This is a genomic window from Paenarthrobacter sp. YJN-5 (genome assembly GCF_015040095.1).
In the GTDB taxonomy this organism is placed as follows: domain Bacteria; phylum Actinomycetota; class Actinomycetes; order Actinomycetales; family Micrococcaceae; genus Arthrobacter; species Arthrobacter ureafaciens.
The window spans coordinates 3,485,887-3,506,338 of the sequence record NZ_CP053544.1; the positions used below are offsets into that span (position 1 = coordinate 3,485,887).

The 20,452-nt window shown below is 65.0% G+C and carries 21 protein-coding genes; 16 read left to right on the forward strand and 5 right to left on the reverse strand.

Annotated elements, in window-relative coordinates; genetic code table 11:
* The first annotated feature begins 332 nt into the window (after positions 1–332).
* The gene (locus HMI59_RS16145; protein WP_227471417.1) at positions 333–1,424 is read left to right on the forward strand and encodes a DDE-type integrase/transposase/recombinase; all 1,092 of its coding nucleotides are present in this window, start codon (positions 333–335) and stop codon (positions 1,422–1,424) included.
* Positions 1,425–1,544: 120 nt separating this feature from the next.
* Here the strand turns inward: HMI59_RS16145 and HMI59_RS16150 are convergent, their stop codons facing one another.
* The 5 genes from HMI59_RS16150 to HMI59_RS16170 form a co-directional block, all read right to left on the reverse strand.
* Positions 1,545–2,615: an alkene reductase gene (locus HMI59_RS16150; RefSeq protein ID WP_193591873.1), complete on the reverse strand. Its 1,071-nt coding sequence runs from the start codon at positions 2,613–2,615 to the stop codon at positions 1,545–1,547.
* A 462-nt stretch (positions 2,616–3,077) separates the two neighbouring features.
* Positions 3,078–3,695: an SIS domain-containing protein gene (locus HMI59_RS16155; RefSeq protein WP_227471418.1), complete on the reverse strand. Its 618-nt coding sequence runs from the start codon at positions 3,693–3,695 to the stop codon at positions 3,078–3,080.
* A gap of 30 nt (positions 3,696–3,725) precedes the next feature.
* Positions 3,726–4,289 carry a hypothetical protein gene (locus tag HMI59_RS16160; RefSeq protein ID WP_227471419.1) on the reverse strand — a complete coding sequence of 188 codons (564 nt, stop codon included), beginning with the start codon at positions 4,287–4,289 and terminating at the stop codon, positions 3,726–3,728.
* A 45-nt stretch (positions 4,290–4,334) separates the two neighbouring features.
* A complete protein-coding gene (locus tag HMI59_RS16165) occupies positions 4,335–4,583 on the reverse strand; it encodes a hypothetical protein (protein WP_166187405.1) in 249 nt (82 codons plus the stop codon).
* Between the two features lie 138 nt (positions 4,584–4,721).
* Entirely contained in the window at positions 4,722–4,925 is a 204-nt protein-coding gene (locus HMI59_RS16170; RefSeq protein ID WP_062095488.1) for a hypothetical protein, read from the reverse strand.
* A 133-nt stretch (positions 4,926–5,058) separates the two neighbouring features.
* On the opposite strand from HMI59_RS16170, the gene HMI59_RS16175 reads away from it, so the two are divergent.
* The 15 genes from HMI59_RS16175 to HMI59_RS16245 all read left to right on the forward strand — a co-directional run bounded on the left by HMI59_RS16175 (position 5,059) and on the right by HMI59_RS16245 (position 20,452).
* Positions 5,059–6,234: a zinc-dependent alcohol dehydrogenase gene (locus HMI59_RS16175; protein ID WP_166187401.1), complete on the forward strand. Its 1,176-nt coding sequence runs from the start codon at positions 5,059–5,061 to the stop codon at positions 6,232–6,234.
* Positions 6,235–6,317: 83 nt separating this feature from the next.
* The gene (bioB, locus tag HMI59_RS16180) at positions 6,318–7,343 is read left to right on the forward strand and encodes a biotin synthase BioB (protein WP_193591874.1); all 1,026 of its coding nucleotides are present in this window, start codon (positions 6,318–6,320) and stop codon (positions 7,341–7,343) included.
* Positions 7,344–7,572: 229 nt separating this feature from the next.
* Positions 7,573–8,901 (forward strand): adenosylmethionine--8-amino-7-oxononanoate transaminase, encoded by a 1,329-nt coding sequence (bioA, locus tag HMI59_RS16185; protein WP_193593793.1) that lies wholly within the window; start codon positions 7,573–7,575, stop codon positions 8,899–8,901.
* A complete protein-coding gene (locus tag HMI59_RS16190; protein ID WP_227471420.1) occupies positions 8,898–10,049 on the forward strand; it encodes an 8-amino-7-oxononanoate synthase in 1,152 nt (383 codons plus the stop codon). The genes bioA and HMI59_RS16190 overlap by 4 nt, the downstream gene beginning before the upstream one ends.
* Positions 10,046–10,762: a dethiobiotin synthase gene (gene bioD / locus HMI59_RS16195; protein WP_193591875.1), complete on the forward strand. Its 717-nt coding sequence runs from the start codon at positions 10,046–10,048 to the stop codon at positions 10,760–10,762. The genes HMI59_RS16190 and bioD overlap by 4 nt, the downstream gene beginning before the upstream one ends.
* Complete coding sequence (locus HMI59_RS16200; protein WP_193591876.1) at positions 10,759–11,904, forward strand: cytochrome P450; 1,146 nt, start codon at positions 10,759–10,761, stop codon at positions 11,902–11,904. The genes bioD and HMI59_RS16200 overlap by 4 nt, the downstream gene beginning before the upstream one ends.
* 88 nt (positions 11,905–11,992) lie before the next feature.
* Positions 11,993–12,463, forward strand: coding sequence for a very short patch repair endonuclease (locus HMI59_RS16205; protein WP_166187395.1), 471 nt, complete (start codon positions 11,993–11,995; stop codon positions 12,461–12,463).
* 139 nt (positions 12,464–12,602) lie between these two features.
* Positions 12,603–12,983 (forward strand): Hpt domain-containing protein, encoded by a 381-nt coding sequence (locus tag HMI59_RS16210; RefSeq protein ID WP_193591877.1) that lies wholly within the window; start codon positions 12,603–12,605, stop codon positions 12,981–12,983.
* 89 nt (positions 12,984–13,072) lie between these two features.
* Positions 13,073–13,672 (forward strand): helix-turn-helix domain-containing protein, encoded by a 600-nt coding sequence (locus HMI59_RS16215; protein WP_021472751.1) that lies wholly within the window; start codon positions 13,073–13,075, stop codon positions 13,670–13,672.
* A gap of 164 nt (positions 13,673–13,836) precedes the next feature.
* Positions 13,837–15,165, forward strand: a complete 1,329-nt coding sequence (locus tag HMI59_RS16220) for an MFS transporter (protein ID WP_193591878.1) — start codon at positions 13,837–13,839, stop codon at positions 15,163–15,165.
* A gap of 11 nt (positions 15,166–15,176) precedes the next feature.
* On the forward strand, positions 15,177–16,541 hold the full coding sequence (locus HMI59_RS16225) for an FAD-dependent oxidoreductase (RefSeq protein ID WP_193591879.1): 1,365 nt from the start codon (positions 15,177–15,179) through the stop codon (positions 16,539–16,541).
* A complete protein-coding gene (locus HMI59_RS16230) occupies positions 16,538–17,803 on the forward strand; it encodes a CaiB/BaiF CoA-transferase family protein (RefSeq protein ID WP_021472754.1) in 1,266 nt (421 codons plus the stop codon). Before HMI59_RS16225 ends, HMI59_RS16230 begins: the two co-directional genes overlap by 4 nt.
* A complete protein-coding gene (locus HMI59_RS16235; protein ID WP_193591880.1) occupies positions 17,800–18,606 on the forward strand; it encodes an enoyl-CoA hydratase-related protein in 807 nt (268 codons plus the stop codon). Before HMI59_RS16230 ends, HMI59_RS16235 begins: the two co-directional genes overlap by 4 nt.
* Before the next feature lie 77 nt (positions 18,607–18,683).
* Positions 18,684–19,625, forward strand: coding sequence for a dihydrodipicolinate synthase family protein (locus tag HMI59_RS16240; protein WP_193591881.1), 942 nt, complete (start codon positions 18,684–18,686; stop codon positions 19,623–19,625).
* Positions 19,625–20,452: an SDR family oxidoreductase gene (locus HMI59_RS16245; RefSeq protein ID WP_021472757.1), complete on the forward strand. Its 828-nt coding sequence runs from the start codon at positions 19,625–19,627 to the stop codon at positions 20,450–20,452. Before HMI59_RS16240 ends, HMI59_RS16245 begins: the two co-directional genes overlap by 1 nt.

The following is a 20,452-nucleotide window of genomic DNA, read 5'->3' on the forward strand; positions in this document are numbered from 1 at the left end:
GTAGCAGCAGAGCGCGTTTAGACGGCTCTAAACGCGTGTGGAGTCTCATGACTTAATAGACAGTTCTGTCTCATGACTTCGTAGACACTCTGTCTCATGACATCGTGGACACTTTGCTGGCGGGTTTGCTGCTGTTCATGAGTAAATCCCAGCCGGATATCAGGATTCGGCATGCTGTCGCGACGTGGCCCGAGGATTCGCCTAGGGGCGCGGTCTCGGCTTTTTGCAGGAAGCACAATGTCTCCCGGGCGTGGTTTTACCGGGTCCGGGCAGCGGCTTCGGAAGTGGGACCAGTGAAGGCGTTGGAGAAAAAGCCCCCGCTTCCGAAGTCCATGCCCACTGTCACGGCTCCGGTCATGATCGAACTGCTGCTCGGTACCCGTGCAGAACTTCAGGAGAGCGGGTTTGATTACGGCCCGCTCTCCGTTATCGCGAAGCTCGCAAGGCAGGGCTTCAAGCCGCCTTCGCGTGCCACCGTGGCCAGGATCTTTGTCAGGGCAGGTGTCGTGGTGCCCGAGCCCAGAAAGAAACCACGAAGCGCGTACAAAAGGTTCGTCTATCCCCAGCCGAACGCCTGTTGGCAGATCGACTCGACCGAATGGCAACTCGCCGGCGGACAGAAGGTAGCGATCTTCCAGCTCGTCGACGATCATTCACGTCTGGCACTGGCGTCCCTGGTCGCAGCCGGGGAAACCAGCGCCGCTGCGATCGCCGTTGTCACGCAAGCGATCGAACGCCACGGGACACCGCAACGATTCCTCTCCGACAACGGTGCGGCACTGAATCCCACACGCCGCGGTCGCACCGGTGCGCTTGTGGAGTTCCTCAAAGCCAAAGGCATCGAACCGATCACAGGCAAACCCTACAAACCGACCACCCAAGGCAAGAACGAACGGTTCCACCGGACCCTGCACCGCTACCTTCACCGGCAGCCACCGGCAACCTCTATGGCCGCCCTCCAGTCACAGGTGGACGCCTTCGATCTCTACTACAACAACGAACGCGAACACCAAGGCCTGCCCAACGCAATGACACCCCGTGAAGCCTGGAACGCCACCCCCAAGACGTCCCCGCCAGCGGCCCCTGAACCGATTGCGCCCCGTCCGGACAGGCGAAGCGCACAACGGACAGTGAACAGAAACGGCTCAGTGACGATCCTGGGCACCCATTTCAAAATGGGCAAGGAACATACCGGCACCACCGTGCACATCCTCTACGACGACACCACCATCATGTTCTTCGGAGCCCAAGGCACCGAGATCATCACACACCCCAGACCACCACAAGGAACCACCTACGTCGGCAACGGCAAACCCTCAGGCGTCGCAGCCGACCCCCGAGGCACACGCGCCAAACGAACCATCTACCCACAGCTCAAAAACCGGAACCCCAAACCATCGAACGAACTGTCCACGAAGCCATGAGACATCAAGTGTCTACGAAGTCATGAGACATGAAGTGTCTACAAGGTCCTGAGACATGACAACGGCTCTAAACGCGCTCTACTGCGACCCAGTTGGGTGCCGGGTTAGTGGGGTGCCGGGTTAGTTGGCGTAGAACGGGTAGTCCGTGTAGCCCTCCGCGCCGTCGGCATAGAACGTGGCGGCGTTCGGTTCATTCAAAGGCAGGCCTTCGCGCCAGCGGCGGGCAAGGTCCGGGTTGGCGATCGCGGGACGGCCCACCACCACACCGTCAGCAAGGCCATCGGCAACAAGCGCGACGGCTTCCTCGCGCGTGGTGATCTCGCTGAACCCGGTGTTCACCAGGAACGTGCCATTGAAGCGTTCACGCAGGTCCTGGACCAGGGCACCCTTGGGATCGTGGTGCAGGATGCTGAGGTATGCCAGGTTGAGCGGCGCAATAGTGTCAACCAGGACCTCGTAAGTGGCCCGGACGTCCGCCGCATCGGTCTCTGCGATTCCCTGGACGTTGTGCTCGGGCGAGATGCGGATGCCCACGCGGTTGGCGCCGAGGGCCTCCACGACGGCGTTGACCGTTTCGATGACGAAGCTTGCCCGGTTTTCCGGCGACCCACCGTAGCTGTCCGTGCGGACGTTGGAGTTCGGAGCGAGGAACTCGTGAAGGAGGTAACCATTGGCGGAGTGCAGCTCCACGCCGTCGAATCCTGCCTCAATAGCGTTCTTGGACGCTGTCACGATCTCCTGGAGCACGCCGGGAAGTTCGTCGGTGCGCAGCTCGCGGGGAACCGGGAAGGGCTGCTTGCCGTTGGGCGTACGGACGTCGCCGTCGATCGCTACGGGGCTGGGGCCAACAATTTCATGCCCGCCAGTGATGTCGGCATGGGAGACGCGGCCGCCATGCATCACTTGGGCGAAGATCCTGCCGCCTTCAGCGTGGACCGCATCAGTCACCTTCTTCCAGCCGGCGATCTGTTCCTCGGTGACCAGGCCGGGCTGCCCGGTGTAGGACTGGCCGGCGGGCGTCGGGTAGGTGCCTTCGCTCACGATCAGGCCCAACGAAGCCCGCTGGCGGTAGTGCTCTGCAATGAGGTCATTCGGCACGCCGTCCAAGCCTGCACGCAGTCGGGTCAGCGGGGCCATGACAAGGCGGTTGGGAAGTTCAAGCTCACCGAGTGCCAGCGGGGAAAACAGCATGCGCAGTTCCTTTCAGAGTGAATCGGGGTCACCCTCGGCAACTGAGCGGCGTCTGCAACTATTCCGTCATGAGTCGCAAGTCACACCGGCGACTCCCCCTCTTTCCATCCCTCTCTCACATACCAACGGGTTTTGCGCATAGCTCTGTCACCTGATCGGGTTAGAGGCCGCTCCCCTATCCGCCCGGCGCACCCCGTGTGACTTCCCGCCGCTCCCCTATCCGCTTGACGCACCCGTGGTACCGGACGCGATGGGCGGCAAGGCGTGCGCCGCGACTGGAGCCCGGCCAGCCGACAAAGTTCGACGGCGGCACTCGGCGAGCGCCGCCGTCGAGCCTTTCCGATGCGGGACGTGAAAGAGCAAACCAAAAAGCCCGACGGGAAGTGATAGAGCAACCCGAAAAAACCGGCGGGAAGTGATAGAGCAACCCGAAAAAACCGACGGGAAGTGATAGAGGGAGTGCTACTGGTTGACCTCGCGCATGGCCTCGTCGAAGCACTCGCACAGGGCAAGCACGGCGACGAGGTGCGCTTCTTCGGCGTGCGGCGGATCCGTATTGATATTGACGGCCTCGTTGACGGCCTGGGCCAGGTCCTTGGATTCCCTGCCGGTGAGGGCCCACACCTTGGCGCCGGCTTTCTTGGCAGCCGATGCGGCGTCCCGGAGATCGTCCGTGATGCCCTTGGCAGCCAACAGCACCACGATGTCGCCCCGGTTGACCAACTCCGGAATCTGGCCGCTGATGGTTTCCCCGGCTTCCTTGTTGGCCACGATCGCCCTAAAGGTGCCCGGGTTGCCGTCGGGATGGTGGGCGGCGTCGTGGGCTGTAAGTTCGGAGGCGAAGCGCTGGGCCTCATGGGCTGAGCCATCGCTGCCGGCAGCAAAGACCTTGGCGTCGCGAAGCCTGGCCCGGGCCAACTCTTCACCCCACTCGGCAAGGCGTGAAGACTCGCGCCGCAACGCTGCCACGGCCGGACCGATCTCGCCAAGATGGCTGAGGACTACGTCTACTGCGTGCCTGTTTGGCTTTGCGTCGCCCGACCGCACCGTTTGTCCTGTTCGCCTCACCACGATGCTCACTTCCCTGCCCTCCAGAGTCTTGTTCGAAAACTAGGCGTTCCTGTCGCCGTCCCGCACAGAACCGTCCCGCACAGCGTTGCCTTGGCCTGCACCGTCCCGGTCGCGGGCTGCGTCGCGGGCTGCGTCGCGGGCTGCCCCGTCATTGCCGGCGGCTTCGCGGTGCGAGCGGTCCCGGGTCAGGCGGTGGCCGTCGTGTTCGGCGTTCTGGACGCGGGCGTCGTGTTCGGGGACATCGGCGTCCCGGGAGGAGCCGTTGCCGCGGGTGTTGGCATCCGGGTCGAGTTTGTCTGCGTGCCGCAGGTGCTCTTCAACGCGGCCGCTTGCTTCCTTGGCTTTGGCTGAGTTGCGCTCGGCTTCGCGGCGGAGGCGGTTCGCCTCGGCTTCGGCCTGGACAGCAGCTGCCTCGGCCTGCGCGGACTCCACCTTTGCCTGATGTGCGCTGACCGCCTCTTGGTCTGCCTTCTCCCGCAGGTCGAGGGCGCGTTGGCGGTTGGCTTCGGCCCTCTTTTTGCGTCCCACCATCAGCGCGATGATGATCGCGGCTATGACGACGACGGCCACTACGATAATCAGTACTATTTGCCCGGTATCCATGTGGATTGCCTCCTTGGTGAACGGCTTGGGTGGTTTTCGAGTGTCTTAGGCCGGGAGTTCCATGCGGAATCCGCAGGTGCACTGCAGCACCCGGGTTTCCAGGTACACGTCCATGAGGGCCTCTTCGTCCTCTTCGGTGGACAGGGGCGTGTAGATGCTCCGGGCCGATGACCGGGCGAACTTCATGGGCTCGCCGCAGTGGATGTACTCGCCGTGCACCTTAAGCAGGCCGGACAGGTCGGCATGCTTGCGTGGAACGCCTTCGGGAACCAGCGGATTCTCTATGATTGACAACTGCCCACTCCTCGTCAGTTCAGTTCGATATGTTGTGCCTTACATCATCTTAACCTATTTATCAGGTTGCTTACTAACGATTTGGACGCAATTGTCCGCCGACAGCGGCACGCAAGCTCCGCCGTCGCCATTCGGTGGTCAGCTGCCGGTAGCCTCCGGATGCTCGCGCGCCCGCTTCTCCTCCGGCGATTCACCGCTCTCATCCGGGACAAACGTGGGGTCGACTTCGGTGGTGAAGTCACCGCTTCCGGGCTCGCTGTGGGGAGGTTCGACGCCGGCCGGTTCAGTCGGTTGCTGCGGTTCGGCGGGTGCTCGCTTCTGTTCGTTCGGTTCTCCGCTCATGGCCTCAATCTATGACGGGGGCCAAGGGGTGTCGAGGCCCGCCGTCCCTTGTGCGGGTCATCCAACTCTGTTTGGCTGGGATGGTCTCCTGCAGCGTGGGACACCTCCAGCCAAAAGCAGGGAGAGCACCGGTATGAAAGCAGTGACGTGGCAAGGCAGGCGCTCATTGGGCGTCATCGAAGTCCCCGATCCAACTATTCAGGAACCAACGGACGTGATCGTCAGGATTACGTCCACGGCCATTTGCGGCTCCGACCTGCACCTCTACGAGGTCCTCGGCCCCTACATGCACAAGGGCGACGTGATCGGCCATGAGCCCATGGGCATCGTGGAAGAAGTGGGCTCGGAAGTCCACAGGCTAAAGAAGGGCGACCGTGTTGTGGTGCCCTTCAATATCTCCTGCGGCCGCTGCTACATGTGCAACCAGGGTCTGCAGTCCCAGTGCGAAACCACCCAAGTCAAGGAGAAAGGCTCCGGGGCTGCCCTCTTCGGCTATTCCGAACTTTACGGATCCGTGCCCGGCGGCCAGGCACAGTACCTGCGCGTGCCTTTCGGCGACTACGGTCCGGTCAAAGTCAGCTCCGACCTTCCCGACGAACGGTATTTGTTCCTCTCCGACATCCTGCCCACCGCATGGCAGGCAGTGGAGTACGCCAACGTCCCCGACGGCGGCACGCTGGCGGTCCTGGGGCTGGGACCGGTGGGGCAGTTCGCTGCCAGGATCGGCAAGTACAAGGGCTTCCGGGTGATCGGCGTGGACCCTGTTCCGGAGCGGCGTGCAATGGCTGAAGCCCACGGCATCGAGACCATGGACTACAGCCCGGATGTTGCCGGGCAAATCAAGGAAGAGACCGTGGGCCGCGGACCGGACTCCGTGGTTGACGCAGTGGGCATGGAAGCGCATGGCTCCCCCGTTGCATCCTTCCTCCACAAGGCCGTGTCCTTGCTGCCGGACAAGCCGGCACAGGTGGCCATGGAGACCATGAGCGTGGACCGCCTTGCCGCGCTTCACACCGCGGTGGACCTGGTCAGGCGCGGTGGGACCATTTCACTGAGCGGCGTATACGGCGGCCAGGCCGATCCCATGCCCATGCTGACCATGTTCGACAAGCAGATCCAACTCCGCATGGGCCAGTGCAACGTGCGCAGGTGGACGGACCAGTTGCTGCCCTTGGTGGAAGACGACGCCGACCCCTTGGGAGTCATGCACCTGGTGACCCACACCGGTGGACTTGACGACGCTCCCGAGCTCTACGAGAAGTTCCAAAAGAAGCAGGACGGCTGCATCAAGGTGGTGCTCAAGCCGTAGGTCTTCGCGCTCCAAAATCCGGGGGACTGCTTTGTGCCGACCCTCCAAAATCGGCCACGCGTCCCCCGGATAGCGTCGAGTCCATGACCATCGACGCAACGCATGAAGCCACTGGTTACGCCATTCTGGACCTCGCAAAGGACCAAGTCCTGGAGCGGGGCGAAGGACTCACCGAGGATCAGCTTGTAGAAATCCTCCAACTCCCGGACGATGCCATTCCAGCCGCCCTGCAACTGGCCCACGAGGTGCGGCTGAAGCATTGCGGGGAGGACGTGGAGGTGGAGGGAATCATCTCCATCAAGACCGGCGGATGCCCGGAGGACTGCCATTTCTGCAGCCAGTCGGGCCTGTTCGACTCTCCCGTGCGCGGAGTGTGGTTGGATATCCCGGAACTGGTGAGGGCAGCCAAGGAGACAGCCGCCACGGGAGCCACTGAGTTCTGCATCGTCGCCGCGGTGCGCGGTCCTGACATCAAGCTGATGAACCAGATCAAGTTCGCGATCGACCGCATCAATGAGGAAGTCGACATCAACATCGCCTGTTCCTTGGGCATGCTGACCCAACGCCAGGTGGACCAATTGGCTGAATGGGGCGTCCACCGGTACAACCACAACCTGGAGACCGCACGCAGCTACTTCCCGCAGGTGGTCACAACGCACAGCTACGAAGAGCGCTTGGACACGTGCCAGATGGTCAAGGAAGCGGGCATGGAACTGTGCTGCGGCGCCTTGATCGGGATGGGCGAAAGCCTGGAACAGCGGGCAGAGCTGGCCGCGCAGCTTGCCGCCCTTGAACCGCACGAAGTCCCCCTGAACTTCCTCAACCCCAGGCCCGGAACCCCGCTGGAAAACCAAGGCATCATGGACGGCAAGGATGCGCTCCGGGCCATCGCGGCGTTCCGCCTGGCGATGCCGCGCACCGTCCTGCGTTACGCGGGAGGCCGTGAGTTGACCCTGGGCGACCTCGGTACCCGCGAAGGGCTCCTGGGCGGCATCAACGCGGTGATCGTGGGCAACTACCTCACCACTTTGGGTCGCCCCGCAACAGCCGACCTCGACCTCCTGGTGGAGCTCAACATGCCCATCAAGGAACTCCAGAAGTCGCTGTGAACAGCGCGGCCCTGCAAGAAACCACCTACTGCGGCCACTGCGGGGGTGAAGCCACCGGCGCCGCAGGCACCCACGGCGAGCGCCCGACGTCGGAGGCTCACCTGCCCTGCCTGCAGCAGTTGGTGATGGAACCGCCGCGCTATTGCACCGTGTGCCGCCGCCGGATGAAGGTCCAAGTGACGCCGCTGGGGTGGACCGCGGAGTGCTCGCGCCACGGCGTGGTCCGGTGATGGCCTCGCTGATCGACCGTGACCGCGCGAGCCTGTGGCACCCCTACGCGCCTGCGTCGGCAACGTTGCCGCTGTGGGAAGTGGAAGCGGCCGACGGCGTGGCGCTGCGGCTGCGCGACGAGGACGGCGGCAGGCATGAGGTGCTGGATGCGATGTCGTCGTGGTGGTCGGTGATCCACGGGTACCGCCATCCGGTGCTGGACCAAGCGGTGAAGAGGCAGGTGGATTCCTTCAGCCACGTGATGTTCGGCGGCTTGACGCACCGGCCTGCGGTTGAGTTGGCGGAGAACCTGCTGGACCTGGTGCGTGGCGGTGCGCTGCCGGGCGAAGGTTTGGAGCGGGTGTTCCTGGCCGATTCGGGATCCATCGCGGTGGAGGTGGCCTTGAAGCTCGCCGTGCAGTTCCAGACCGCTGCGGGCCGGCCCAAGCGCCAACGGTTCCTGACCATCAGGGGCGGTTATCACGGCGATACCTTCGCGGCGATGGGTGTGTGTGATCCGGTGGACGGCATGCATTCGGCGTTCCCGGGCATGCTGGCCGCCAACGTTTTCGCTCCGCGCCCGCCGGCCGCGGCCACCGCCACGGCTGAGGACGTGGATTCCTGGCGGGAGTCCGTCGCTGCTTTGGCCACCATGTACGCCGACCAACTTGCCGGCGTCATTGTGGAGCCCGTCCTGCAGGGCGCCGGCGGCATGTTCATCTACCCGCCCGAGTGCCTGCGGATCCTCCGGGACATTGCGAACCAGCATGGACTGCTGCTGATCCTGGATGAAATCGCCACCGGGTTCGGGCGCACCGGCGAACTCTTCGCGTCGGACCATGCGGGTGTCACCGCGGATATTCTCTGCGTCGGAAAGGCGCTCACGGGCGGTTACCTCACCCTGGCAGCAACACTGTGCACAGGTGAGGTGGCACGGACAGTGTCCAGGCACGGGGCCGGCGCACTCCTGCACGGCCCCACCTTCATGGCCAATCCGTTGGCCTGCGGCGTCGCGAACGCCAGCCTTGGGCTGTTGCGGGACGGTGGTTGGCCCAGCGACGTCCAGCGGGTCGGCTCCGGTTTGGCTGCGGGGTTGGCTCCGGCGTTGGCGTTCGACGGCGTGAGGGACGTCCGAACCATCGGTGCCGTGGGCGTGATCGAGTTGCGGGACGCGGTGGACGTCGAATCCGTCACGCGGGAAGCCATTGCGCACGGGGTATGGATCCGGCCGTTCCGGAACCTTATCTACGCCATGCCGCCCTACGTCAGCTCCACCCACCAAACCGAGGCCATCGCAGCGGGCATGGTCGCCGCTGCAGCCGTGGCTTCTGACAGGAGGGCAGCGTGAGTTCGTCCATGGAATCCTGGCTGGACGCACAGGCCGTGGTCCGGGAACGTCGCGGCCTGGTGCGCACGCCGTCGGTAGTGGACGCGGGCGTGGTGGACCTCGCGAGCAACGATTACCTCGGCCTGGCGAAGGATCCACGCCTGGCTGAGGCCGCAGCCCAGGCCGCGCGCCGGTACGGGACCGGAGCAACATCGTCCCGGCTGGTTGCCGGCACCACCGCCTTGCACCTGGAATTGGAAGACGCCTTGGCGGGGTTCGCCCAATCCGAGGCCGCCCTGGTCTTCTCCTCCGGATACCTCGCCAACCTGGGCGTGATCACAGCGCTCGGCGGCCCCGGAACCCTGATCGTCGCGGACGAGCACTGCCACGCCTCCATGATCGACGGCTTCCGCTTGAGCCGCTCGGAGTTGCGTTCCTTCAGGCACAACGACGCCGCAGAGGCCGCCCGGCTCCTGGCCGGGCGAACCCAGCCCCGGGCACTGCTTGCCGTGGAGTCCATTTACAGCGTGGGCGGCGATTCCGCCCCCTTGGAGGACTTGTTGACGGTGGCCGAAGAACACGACTGCCTGCTGCTGATCGACGAAGCGCACAGCCTCGGGGTCAGCGGTACCGGCCCCTGCCGAGGGGCGGGCGCGGTGGCAGGAACCCGCCTGTCCAGGCACCCTGCCGTAATACGGACGGCAACCCTGTCCAAGGCCTTGGGCAGCCAAGGCGGGGCCGTGTTGGGATCGGAGCCACTGCGGGAGCACCTCCTCAACAGGTCCCGCAGTTTCATCTTCGACACCGCCCTCGCCCCGCCCGCGGCGGCGGCCGCCCTCACCGCCGTCGGCATCATCCGGGACGAGCCGTGGCGGCCCGAAGCCGTACACCGCAACGCTGCCGCACTCGCGGCCGGACTGTCCCCTCTCTCCCCCGCCGCCGAACGCTCCCCCGGCGCTGTCCAGTCCATTCCCGTGGTGTCCTCCGAAGCCGCCGTCCAGGCCAGGAAGGCCGCGCTGCTGGAGGGTGTGCACGTGGGGTGCTTCCGCCCGCCGTCGGTTCCGGACGGCGTGTCCCGGCTCCGGCTGACCGCCCGCGCAACCCTTACTTCTGACGAGATTCACTACGCCTGCGCAGTGCTGCGCCGCAACCTGGAGGAAACACGATGAGCCTGCCCGGCACCATCCTCATCACCGGCACCGATACCGGCGTCGGGAAGACCATCACGACGGCGGCGCTGGCGGCCGTCCTTGAACAGCGGGGCGGTTCGGCGGCGGTATACAAGCCGTGCCAGAGCGGCAATGCGGCCGGCGATTCGGACTGCGCCGAAATTCAGCGGCTGGCGGCACCGGCCAAAGCAGAGGCCGGCATCGTCCTGGAGCAGCCACTGGCGCCCGTGCCCGCTGCCGCTTTGGACGGCGTTACGCTGCCTCCGCTGGAACACCACGCCGCACGCATTCGCGAGTTGGGCCGCACCCACAGCCACGTCCTGGTGGAAGGGGCCGGCGGGCTGCTGGTGGAGTTGGACCACGACGGCGGCACACTGGCCGGGCTGGGAACCCTCCTTGGCGGGGATGCTGCGTTTGTGGTGGTTGCCCGTCCGTCGCTGGGAACGTTGAACCACACAGCGCTGACCCTGGAGGCACTGAAAAACCGGGACCTGGCGGTGCTCGGCGTGGTGTTGGGCAGTTGGCCGGCGGAGCCCGGAGTGGTGGAGCTCAGCAACAGGGAAACCATCAACCAATGGCCCGTTGCGCTCCTCGGAGCCATCCCATACCTTGGCGCCGTACCGTTCCTTGGAGGTCCGTCCGGCGATGCAGGCGGATGGGAGACCGGCACGTTCCGCACGCAGGCCGCCACCTGGCTGGAGCTCCCGGCATGAGCGTTGGAGATTCAAGCACAGTGGCCACCTGCCCTTACACCGTCATCCGCCAGCCTGACGTGGTACGGGAGGTCCTTCACCGTCCCGGGGACTTCAGCCCGGCCAACGCGCTCCTGGCGGTCACGCCCCTCCGGGGACAGGCTTTGCGGGTCCTGCAGCGTGCCGGGTTTGCCCTCCCGGCCGTCCTTGCCAGTAATGCCTCACCCACGCATGCCGGAATCCGGAAAGTGGTAACGTCCTTCTTTACTCCGGCCAAGGTGGCTGCGGCGGAACCACGCATCAGGCAGCTCGCGCGGGAATCGGCCTTGGCAGCAGCTGCCCGCTTGCGCTCGGAAGGCTCGGTTGAGCTGGTCCAAAGCGTCGCTGCCCACCCGCCGGCGATCGTCATGCTGGAACTCCTGGGACTGCCCGTGCGGGACCTTGATCGGCTTAAGGCGTGGAGCGTGGAGTCCCTGGAGTTGTTCTGGGGGTGGCCGGACCCCGGGCGGCAACTGGAACTGGCCCACAGCGCCGCGGATTTCTACACCTGGCTGCGCGGGATGGTCCTGGAATCCGTGGCGCCGGCCAGTCCGGCAACTGCCAGTGCAGGGCCCACCAACCTTTTCCGGGCCCTGGCCGACCATGGCCTCAGCACCGCGGAAATCTGCTCACTCGGCTACTTCCTGCTGATCGCCGGACAGGAAACCACCAGTCAGCTCATCAGCACCTCATTGTTCCGCCTGGCAGAAGGATCCCGCGGAATCACGTGGGACGAGGCGGCGTCGCTGGCTAAGTCCCGCGAGCTGGTGCGGCACATCCTGGCTACTGAGTCCTCCGTCCCTTCGTGGCGGCGGGTGGCTGCCCGCGATACCGAGATCCAGGGAAAGGCGGTAGCCGCAGGTGAGGAACTGCTGTTGGAGCTGACCGGCAACCACGGCTTTCCCTGGGCAGACGGGGTTCCCACGCCCTACGGCCTTGCTTTCGGTTCCGGAATCCACCGCTGCCTTGGTGCCAAGCTCGCGGAACTCGAGGCCGCCGTCGTGGTTCACCAGACTGCTTCGGCACTCAAGGGAATCGAGCTGAAGGACCCGCAACCGGAGTGGCTCCGGCTGTTATCCTTCCAGGCACCCGGCACGGTGACAGTACGACGACGGCAGCAGTAGCCTGTCACCGGGCCCGGCAGCAGCACCGGGACACCGGAACCGGGCCGGCAACACGGCGGTGCGCTGAAGCCGGCGCTACTGTTGAGGGATGGGCGAGAGCCGGGATTTGCTGACACCGGAGCAGCGCAGCCGCAACATGTCCCGGATCAGGGGCAAGAACACCAAGCCGGAGCTGCTGGTCCGCAGCATCCTGCACGCCAAGGGGTACCGTTACCGGCTACACGGGCGGGCGGGCACGACGACGCTCCCGGGCCGGCCGGACCTGGTGTTTGCCGGCCGCCGCAAGGTGATCTTCGTGAACGGCTGTTTTTGGCATTTCCACGACTGCAAGGCAGGGCGCCATGCGCCGGCAGCCAATGCGGAGTTCTGGGCGGCCAAACGCACTAGGACCCGCGAGCGCGACTCCCTGCAGCGCGAACAGCTTGAGGCCTCCGGGTGGGAATCGCTCACGGTGTGGGAGTGCGAGCTCAAGGACCGCGGCGAGCTGGAAAGCCGGTTGACGGCCTTCCTTGAGGGCGGAAGCCAGCGCCTGGCAGCTCCCGCGGATTCGGCGGAATGATCCCCGTCGAGCGTGATCAAGACTGGCTCTGAGTCCGCTCAAGATTGGATCAAGCTTTCACTTTGGGGCCCGTGCACTGTTCGGCTGGTCCTACTGTTGAATCGTGAATCCATTGTTCGGCAGCGGCGGGAGGAGTCTGGTGTCAGAGTATGACGAATGCACAGACTCCCTGGTGGATCGCTCCGTCCTCACCGAACTCCGGGCCGACGTCGGCGGCGACCAAGCGATCGTCAACGCGTTCGTCCGCAACTACGTGGCGATGCTGCCGTGGCGGGTGGCCCGGCTTCATCATGCCGTGGACAACCTGGACCTGGACGAGGCAATGGACGCTGTGCTCAGCCTCAAGACGTCCAGCCACATGGTGGGAGCGATCTGCTTGCGGCGGCTGGCTGCTGAACTGGAAATCGGGATGAAGCTGCTCAGCGGCGGGGAGCAGCTGGCCGAATTGACGCCCCTGGTGGATGAGATCGACGCCTTCGTCTTCGGCACCATCAGCCAGCTGGAATCATCATTTTCCTAAAATTTTTTACTTTGCTGAAGAAAACCATTGACTCGCTAAAAATCTTCACTATAGTTGTGTGAGTTAGCTCACCAACGAAGGATGCGGCAATGACCACCGAGACTCCTGCTCCCCCGGCCACCAGCGAACTCCTGGCCACCGTGGGAAACAAGGTGCGCACCATGCGCAAGGCAAAGGGCATGACTCTGGCCCAACTCTCGGACATCACCGGCCTTAGCCAAGCAATCGTCAGCCAGATCGAACGCGGCATGGCCAACCCGTCCTTCACCACGTTGGCACAGCTGGCCCATGGCCTGGACATCCCCGTAGGGAGGTTCTTCATTGGCCAGGACGAATCAAGGTCACCCGTCGTCCGCAAAGCGGACCGGCGGAACCTGCAAAACGTCACCCGGGAATCGGTCGGCGAGGCAGTCCACGAGCTGCTGACCCCCAACCGGGACGGAAGCATCGAGGCGCAGTGGATCAGTACGCCCCCAGGGCACGACACCAGCGCCACCCCTTTCACACACAGCGGTGAAGAGTTCTGCTACATCATCTCCGGCCGTAAGGACGTCTATTTGGACGGCGTCTGCTACAGCCTTGAAGAAGGCGACTCCATCACCTACTCCTCAGAAATCCCCCACTGGTACAAGAACAGCTACGAAGAGGTATGCGTAGCCATCTGGGTCAACGCACCACACGCGTGGTAACGCACCCGCCCTCGGGCGGACCAGGCGTTTTCCCTTAACTGTCCGGACACGAACCCGTGGCCGCTGACACTCCTTGCCACTTTCGCATCAGGCGCTTCCTCCAACAGGCGTCCCTGCGTCATACCCTTTCACGCCCTCTGCGGCGTAAGCGTAAGGAAATTTCCATGCTCGACATCCAAACGGACAATGCCGTCCCCGCACCAAAGCCCATCACCGACTCCCGTTCCAAGAACGCCGGGTTCACACCCGAGGTCCGCAAAGGACTCCTTGGCCTTGGCCTGGGAAACGCCCTCGAATGGTACGACTGGATGGTCTTCGGACTCTTGTCAGCCTTCATTGGACCGAATTTCTTCCCCGGCACCGAACCCCTGTCCGCCACGCTGAACGCCCTGGCCGTGTTCGCCGTCGGATTCGCCTTCCGTCCGCTGGGCGGCATCCTGCTGGGAACCCTCGCAGACCGCATCGGCCGGCGCCGGGTGATGTTGCTGTCCATCATGCTGATGGCCGGCACCACCCTGGTCATCGCCGTCACCCCCAGCTACGCCACCATCGGCGCCTGGGCGGGCATCATCCTGGTGGTGTGCCGCATCCTGCAGGGCATCTCCACCGGCATTGAAGCTCCCCTCTCCACCTCCCACGCCGTGGAACTGGCGCCGGAAGGCCGTGAAGGCTACGTCGCCGGCATCATGTCCTTCTACGTCAACATCGGCATCCTCATGGCCTCCCTCGTGAGCTTCCTGTGCAGCCTCGTGCTCGGCGCCGCAGCCATGGGCGAATGGGGATGGCGCGTGCCGTTCATCATCGGAGCCCTCTTCGGCTTCGTGGTCCTCTACCTGCGGCGCTCCCTTCCGGAGACCCTCAAGGAAGAGGAAATGGCCACCAACACCCCGCGCGCCGTCTGGAAGGGCGTCAGCAAGCACTGGCTCTCCGTCCTGGCCATCATCTTCGTGGTCGGTGCAGCGCAGGCCTACAACTACGCCTGGAACGTCGGACTCCCCAGCGCCGCACGCAGCGGCTTCAAGGAAGACCCCACGACCGTCTTCGCCCTCACCACTGTTTTGGGCGTCATCCTCGTGGTGGGTTCCTGGGTGGTCGGCAAGCTGGCGGACGGCAAGGCAATGTCCAAGTGGTTCCTGGTCACCCGCGTCCTGGCCATCCCGGCCGTGTTCCTGATGCTGCTCTACGTACAGCCGGGCATCGGCGGTTTCGCAGCGGTCCTCCTTGGCGGCTCGATTGTCCTGGTCCTCAACATGACCCTCTACAACGTGGTCAGCTCCTCCCTGATGCCCAAGAACATCCGCGGCACCGGCGTCGCCCTCGGCTACGGAATCGGCGTAGCGATCTTCGGCGGCACCGCCTCCTACCTCCTGGTCTGGTTCCAGTCGCTGAACCTCACCTGGATCTTCCCGGTCTACGTGGCCGTCCTGTCCATCCTCAGCATCGTTTTCTACATCGCCGCACGCCGCACCAACGGCATCCACGTCGGCAAGTAAGGACTGAAAAAATGAACTCCCTCGAACTCGCCACCACGACGGCGGACCTCAAGGCGCCCGTGATCTCCCGTTCCGATGTACTGGTGGTCGGCGGTGGCCCCGCAGGCGTGGCAGCCGCAGTCACCGCGGCCCGCTCCGGCGCCAAGGTCACCTTGCTGGAACGCTACTCCTCCCTGGGTGGCCTTGCGTCCGGCGGCATGGTGCTGGTCCTCGACGACATGATCAACGGCCAGGAAATCACGGTCACGGGCATTGTCTCCGAGTACGTCGAACGCCTCCAGAAGCTGGGCCTCGCAATCGTCCCGCCGGCAGATGACCGCAAGACCTCCGAGGAACTGTGGAACAAGTGGGGCCGCTACGGCACCTTCGACTTCCACTCCCACACCAACCCCAAGCCCATCTGCTACGCCGCAGCCTTCGATCCCGACGGCTGGAAGCGCGTTTCCAACGACCTCGTCCGCGAAGCAGGCGTCGATCTTCGCCTGCACTCCTGGTTCTCCCGGCCGATCGTGGACAACGGCGTCATCAAGGGCGTCATCTGCGAAACCAAGCTCGGCCCGCAGGCCTTCACGGCCGACGTCGTCATCGACACCACCGGCGACATTGACGTTGCCTCCCGTGCCGGCGCCAGCTACGCCAAGGACAACTACCTCACCACCCTCGTCTTCCGCCTCGGCAACGTGGACACCAACGCGGCCGAAGCCTTCGAACAGGCCAACCCGAAGGAAGCACGCGCCATCAACCGCAAGATCAAGCGCATCCTCGGCGGCGCTTGGGAACTGTGGTGGCTCAAGACCCCCGTTGAGGGCGTGGTGTGGTGCAACGCCCCGCACATGACCGGCTTCGACGGCGTGGACCCCGCGGACATGACCGCAGCCGAGTTCGCAGCCCGCGACAAGATCTCGGAAGCAGTGGACTACGTCCGCGCCCACCTGCCCGGCTTCGAGAAGTGCTACATGCTGGATGTCGCTTCCCAGATGGGCGTCCGCCAGACCCGCCTACTGCAGGGCGAGTACGTCATGACCAAGGACGACGTCACCCAGCGCCGGCACTTCGCCGACACCGTGGCCCGCGGACGCGACTACTACTACCCCTACCGCTCGCTCCTGCCCAAGGAAGTGGACCAGCTCCTCGTGGCCGGCCGCCACTACTCCGCCACCCCCGAGGCGCAGAAGATGTCCCGCGAGATCCCGCCCTGCATGGCCATGGGCCAGGCAGTAGGCGTCGCGGCAGCCCTTGCCGTGGAAAGCAACATCTTGGTCCGCGACGTCGCGGCAGCGGACATCCAGCTCGGCATGCGCCGGCACGGTGCGGACCCGGGCGACGTCCCGTCGTCGAACGCCACCGTCGACTCCGAAGCAGCGGTACTGGCATGAGCCTCATGACCGTGGACCAGACCGAAACCGACCAGGCAGAACGCACGACGGCGGAACACACCGCCGCGGGCCCGGCACCAACGCCCCTCCCGCTGGAGGGCGTCAAGATCGTGGACTTCACCCAGGTGTTCATGGGCCCGTCCTGCACCCAGCTGCTGGGCGACTACGGCGCAGACATCATCAAGGTTGAGCGTCCCGGAGCCGGAGACATCTCCCGCAACTCCTTCCCGGACCAGGACGGCCAGGACAACCCGATCTTCCTGTCCATCAACCGCAACAAGCGCAGCGTCTCCGTGGACACCCGCACCGAAGAAGGCCGCGAAGTGCTCCACCGCCTCATGGCCGACGCGGACGTCGTCGTCAGCAACTTCCGCTCCGGGGTCATGGAACGCATGGGCTTCGGCTACGAGGACCTGAAAACGCAGAACCCCGGCATCATCTGGGCCTCCGGCACCGGATTCGGACCTGTAGGACCCTACTCCCACAAGGGCGGCCAGGACGCCATCGCCCAGGCCTACTCCGGGGTCATGTGGCGCAGGGAATCCGAGGACACCAAACCCTCCATCTACCCCACCACGCTCTGCGACTACATCACCGGCATGCACCTCATGCAGGGAATCCTCCTGGCCCTCCGCACCCGCGAAACCACCGGCGTCGGCCAAAAGGTGGAAGTGACCATGTACGACTCCATGCTGCACCTGCAGATGCAGGAAGCGTGCATGCAGCTCAACCGCGGCTACGAGGTCAACTGGGGCGCCATGCCGCTCTCCGGAGTCTTCGAAACCACCGACGGCGCCGTGTGCATGGTGGGCGGCTTCACCCCCGATCCCCTGGCCCGGATCTCCGACGCCCTGGACCTCGACGAGGACCTCACCGAACGCCCCGGGTTCGCAACACTGGAGCAGCAGTTCAAGAACAAGCCCGCCCTCCAGGCCATCTTCCGCGAACACTTCGCCACCAACACCACCGCCTACTGGACGGCGAAACTGGAAGAACAAGGGCTGCTGAATGCCCCCGTCCATACCCTGGAACAGGCGCTCGCAGACGCGCAGACCGAGGCGAACGGCATGATCGTCGAAGCCGAACACCCCTCGGTGGGCACGGTGAAAATGCTGAACGCACCCATCCGCCTCTCGGCAACCCCGCCGTCGATCCGCCGCACGGCCCCGCGCCTGGGCGAGCACAACGTCGAGGTCCTGCTGGAGAACGGCTTCGATGAGGAAACCATCGAACGCCTGCAAAAGCTGGGAGTGCTCCGATGAGCATCACGGTCGAAGAACGGGTTGACCAGGTAACACTGGACATCACCGACGGCGTGGCAACGGTGACCATCGACCGTCAGCACGTGCTGAACGCAGTGGACGGTGCCGCCCACGCACGGCTCAACGGGATCTGGTCCCAGCTGGAAAGCGATCCGTCCGTTCGGGCGGTCGTGGTCACCGGTGCCGGTCCGCGTGCTTTCTGCGTCGGTGCCGACATGTCCGCCGACGCCGTGGACAAGACCGGCCTGGAGTACTGGGCCGGCCTGGACCCCAACGGCTTCGGCGGGCTCAGCCTGCGCACCACCCTGGATGTTCCCGTCATCGCCCGCGTCAACGGCTACGCCCTGGGCGGCGGCATGGAAATCGTCCTCGGTGCAGACATCGTCGTCGCAGCTTCGGACGCGAAGTTCGGTTTGACCGAACCCCGCGTCGGGCGGTTGGCGCTCGACGGCGGCATCCACCAGCTGGTGCGCCGGGTGCCCTACACCCAAGCCATGGGAATGCTGCTGACCGGACGCAAGGCCGACGCCGCGGAGATGCAGTCCATGGGGCTGGTCAACGAAGTAGTGCCCGCTGACCAACTCGACACCGCCGTCCGGCGCTGGGTGGACCAGATCCTGGCATGCGCCCCCACCTCCGTGCGCGCCGTCAAGCAGATGGTGACGCAGACGGCGCACCTGAGCGCCCAGGAAGCCCGCGGCCTCAGGCTACCGGCACTGATGGCGGCACTGGACAGCGAAGACTCCGCAGAAGGAGTCCGCGCCTTCCAGGAAAAGCGTCCGCCGGTGTGGCCGGGACGCTAGACGTCCCCGGCACCACCTGCCCCGCCATCCCACTCAAGCAGTTCGCATCAAGCAGTTCGCATTGAAAAGGAACCACCATGCCTCTCCCTTCTGCGCCCAAAAACCGTGAATCCCTGCCCGCCGGCGTCTGGGGCGTCGTAGCAACCCCCTTCCAAGGCAGCACCCTGGACGTCGACCTGGACAGCCTCGCCGAACTCGTGGAGCACTACGGGAACATCGGGGCAACCGGCCTCACAGTGCTTGGCGTGTTCGGCGAAGCAGCCGCCCTGACGCCGCAGGAACGCCGCGACGTCCTGGAAACCGTCGTCGAATCCACCACCCTCCCCCTGGTGGTGGGCGTGACAGCACTGGCCACCCGGCCCGCCATCGAAGAGATCACGGCAGCTCAGGAGGTTGCCGGGCCACGCCTGGCCGCGGTCATGGTGCAAGCCAACTCCGCCCGGGCAGATGCGGTGATCACCCACCTCGACGCCATCCACCGGGCAACCGGGGCCAACGTAGTCCTCCAGGACTACCCGTTGGCCAGCGGAGTCAGCATCCCCACCCCCGCGCTGGCCTCCGTGGTGAACGCCTGCGGGTACGTCATCGCCGTCAAAGCCGAAGCCCCGCCCACCAGCGTGGCCATCGCGGAACTGAGTGCCGCCGTCGGGGTTTCCATCTTCGGCGGGCTGGGCGGCCAAGGCCTCCTGGACGAACTCATGGCAGGAGCCTCCGGCGCCATGACCGGCTTCTCCTACCCCGAAGCCCTGATCGCCTGCGTGCGGGCGTGGCAGGACGGCGGGTACGAGGCCGCTGAACGCGAACTGCAGCCCTACCTGCCGCTCATCAACTTCGAACAGCAGGCCAAGGTGGCACTGGCCATCCGCAAGGAATGCCTCCGCGAGCGCGGACTCATCAAGGACTCCGGCGTCCGGGCACCCGCGGCTCTTTTCCCCGAAGCTTTGCGTGGCTCCATGGCAGTGCATTTGAAGGAAGCGGCGTCAGCACTGGATGCCCGTACAGCAGTAGGGAGTTTCTGATGGACCTCGGAATCGCAGGAAAGACAGCACTGGTGGCCGCCTCCACCGGCGGGCTCGGCCTGGCCGTGGCCCGGGCGCTCGCGGCCGAAGGGGTCCGGGTGGCGGTGGTCGGACGACGCCGGGACCGTGCCAAGGAGATCGTGGCCGAACTCCAGGCAGCCTACGGAAGCGGCACCTTGGGCATCGGTTCTTTGGGAACCAGCGGCTTTGACGCGGTGGCCATCGAAGCGGACCTCGGCACCCCGGAGGGCATCGGGTCCGCGGTGGACCAGACCGTGGCCAACCTCGGGCCGATCGACATCCTGGTGCTCAACGGACCCGGCCCCAAGCCCGGTGCTGCGGCAACACTGACCTCCGAGGACATGGCCGCGGCGTTCGACCTCCTGGTCAAGCCACATCATGCCTTGGTCTCGAAAGTCCTGCCCGGCATGCGGGAACGCCGCTGGGGCCGCATCCTCGCGATCGGTTCCAGCGGAGTGACCGCACCCCTCCCCAACCTGGCAGTTTCCAACACCGGACGGGCAGCACTGGCCGGCTACCTCAAGACCCTCGCTGCCGAGGTAGCGCTGGACGAGGTCACGGTAAACCTCCTCCTTCCGGGCCGGATCGCCACCGATCGCGTCACCCAGCTGGACCAGGCCGCAGCCAAGCGCCGCGGCACCACCCTGGAGGACATCCAGTTGGAATCCCGCAAGACCATCCCCGCCCGCAGGTATGGGGAACCCGCCGAGTTCGGTGCCGCTGCCGCGTTCCTGTGCAGCGCGCCGGCGTCGTACATCACCGGAGTCGCGCTCAGGTGCGACGGCGGCCTCATCCGCAGCCTCTGA

Bases quoted from the DNA above. Each gene is read 5' to 3' on its own strand.
- bioB (WP_193591874.1), top strand. From the start codon at position 6,318: ATGACCATCGACGCAACGCATGAAGCCACTGGTTACGCCATTCTGGAC.
- HMI59_RS16160 (WP_227471419.1), bottom strand. From the start codon at position 4,289: ATGGATACCGGGCAAATAGTACTGATTATCGTAGTGGCCGTCGTCGTC.
- HMI59_RS16205 (WP_166187395.1), top strand. From the start codon at position 11,993: ATGGGCGAGAGCCGGGATTTGCTGACACCGGAGCAGCGCAGCCGCAAC.
- HMI59_RS16240 (WP_193591881.1), top strand. From the start codon at position 18,684: ATGCCTCTCCCTTCTGCGCCCAAAAACCGTGAATCCCTGCCCGCCGGC.
- HMI59_RS16215 (WP_021472751.1), top strand. From the start codon at position 13,073: ATGACCACCGAGACTCCTGCTCCCCCGGCCACCAGCGAACTCCTGGCC.
- HMI59_RS16220 (WP_193591878.1), top strand. From the start codon at position 13,837: ATGCTCGACATCCAAACGGACAATGCCGTCCCCGCACCAAAGCCCATC.
- HMI59_RS16170 (WP_062095488.1), bottom strand. From the start codon at position 4,925: ATGAGCGGAGAACCGAACGAACAGAAGCGAGCACCCGCCGAACCGCAG.
- HMI59_RS16150 (WP_193591873.1), bottom strand. From the start codon at position 2,615: ATGCTGTTTTCCCCGCTGGCACTCGGTGAGCTTGAACTTCCCAACCGC.
- HMI59_RS16235 (WP_193591880.1), top strand. From the start codon at position 17,800: ATGAGCATCACGGTCGAAGAACGGGTTGACCAGGTAACACTGGACATC.
- HMI59_RS16200 (WP_193591876.1), top strand. From the start codon at position 10,759: ATGAGCGTTGGAGATTCAAGCACAGTGGCCACCTGCCCTTACACCGTC.
- HMI59_RS16230 (WP_021472754.1), top strand. From the start codon at position 16,538: ATGAGCCTCATGACCGTGGACCAGACCGAAACCGACCAGGCAGAACGC.
- HMI59_RS16145 (WP_227471417.1), top strand. From the start codon at position 333: ATGCCCACTGTCACGGCTCCGGTCATGATCGAACTGCTGCTCGGTACC.
- HMI59_RS16225 (WP_193591879.1), top strand. From the start codon at position 15,177: ATGAACTCCCTCGAACTCGCCACCACGACGGCGGACCTCAAGGCGCCC.
- HMI59_RS16245 (WP_021472757.1), top strand. From the start codon at position 19,625: ATGGACCTCGGAATCGCAGGAAAGACAGCACTGGTGGCCGCCTCCACC.
- HMI59_RS16175 (WP_166187401.1), top strand. From the start codon at position 5,059: ATGAAAGCAGTGACGTGGCAAGGCAGGCGCTCATTGGGCGTCATCGAA.
- bioD (WP_193591875.1), top strand. From the start codon at position 10,046: ATGAGCCTGCCCGGCACCATCCTCATCACCGGCACCGATACCGGCGTC.
- bioA (WP_193593793.1), top strand. From the start codon at position 7,573: ATGGCCTCGCTGATCGACCGTGACCGCGCGAGCCTGTGGCACCCCTAC.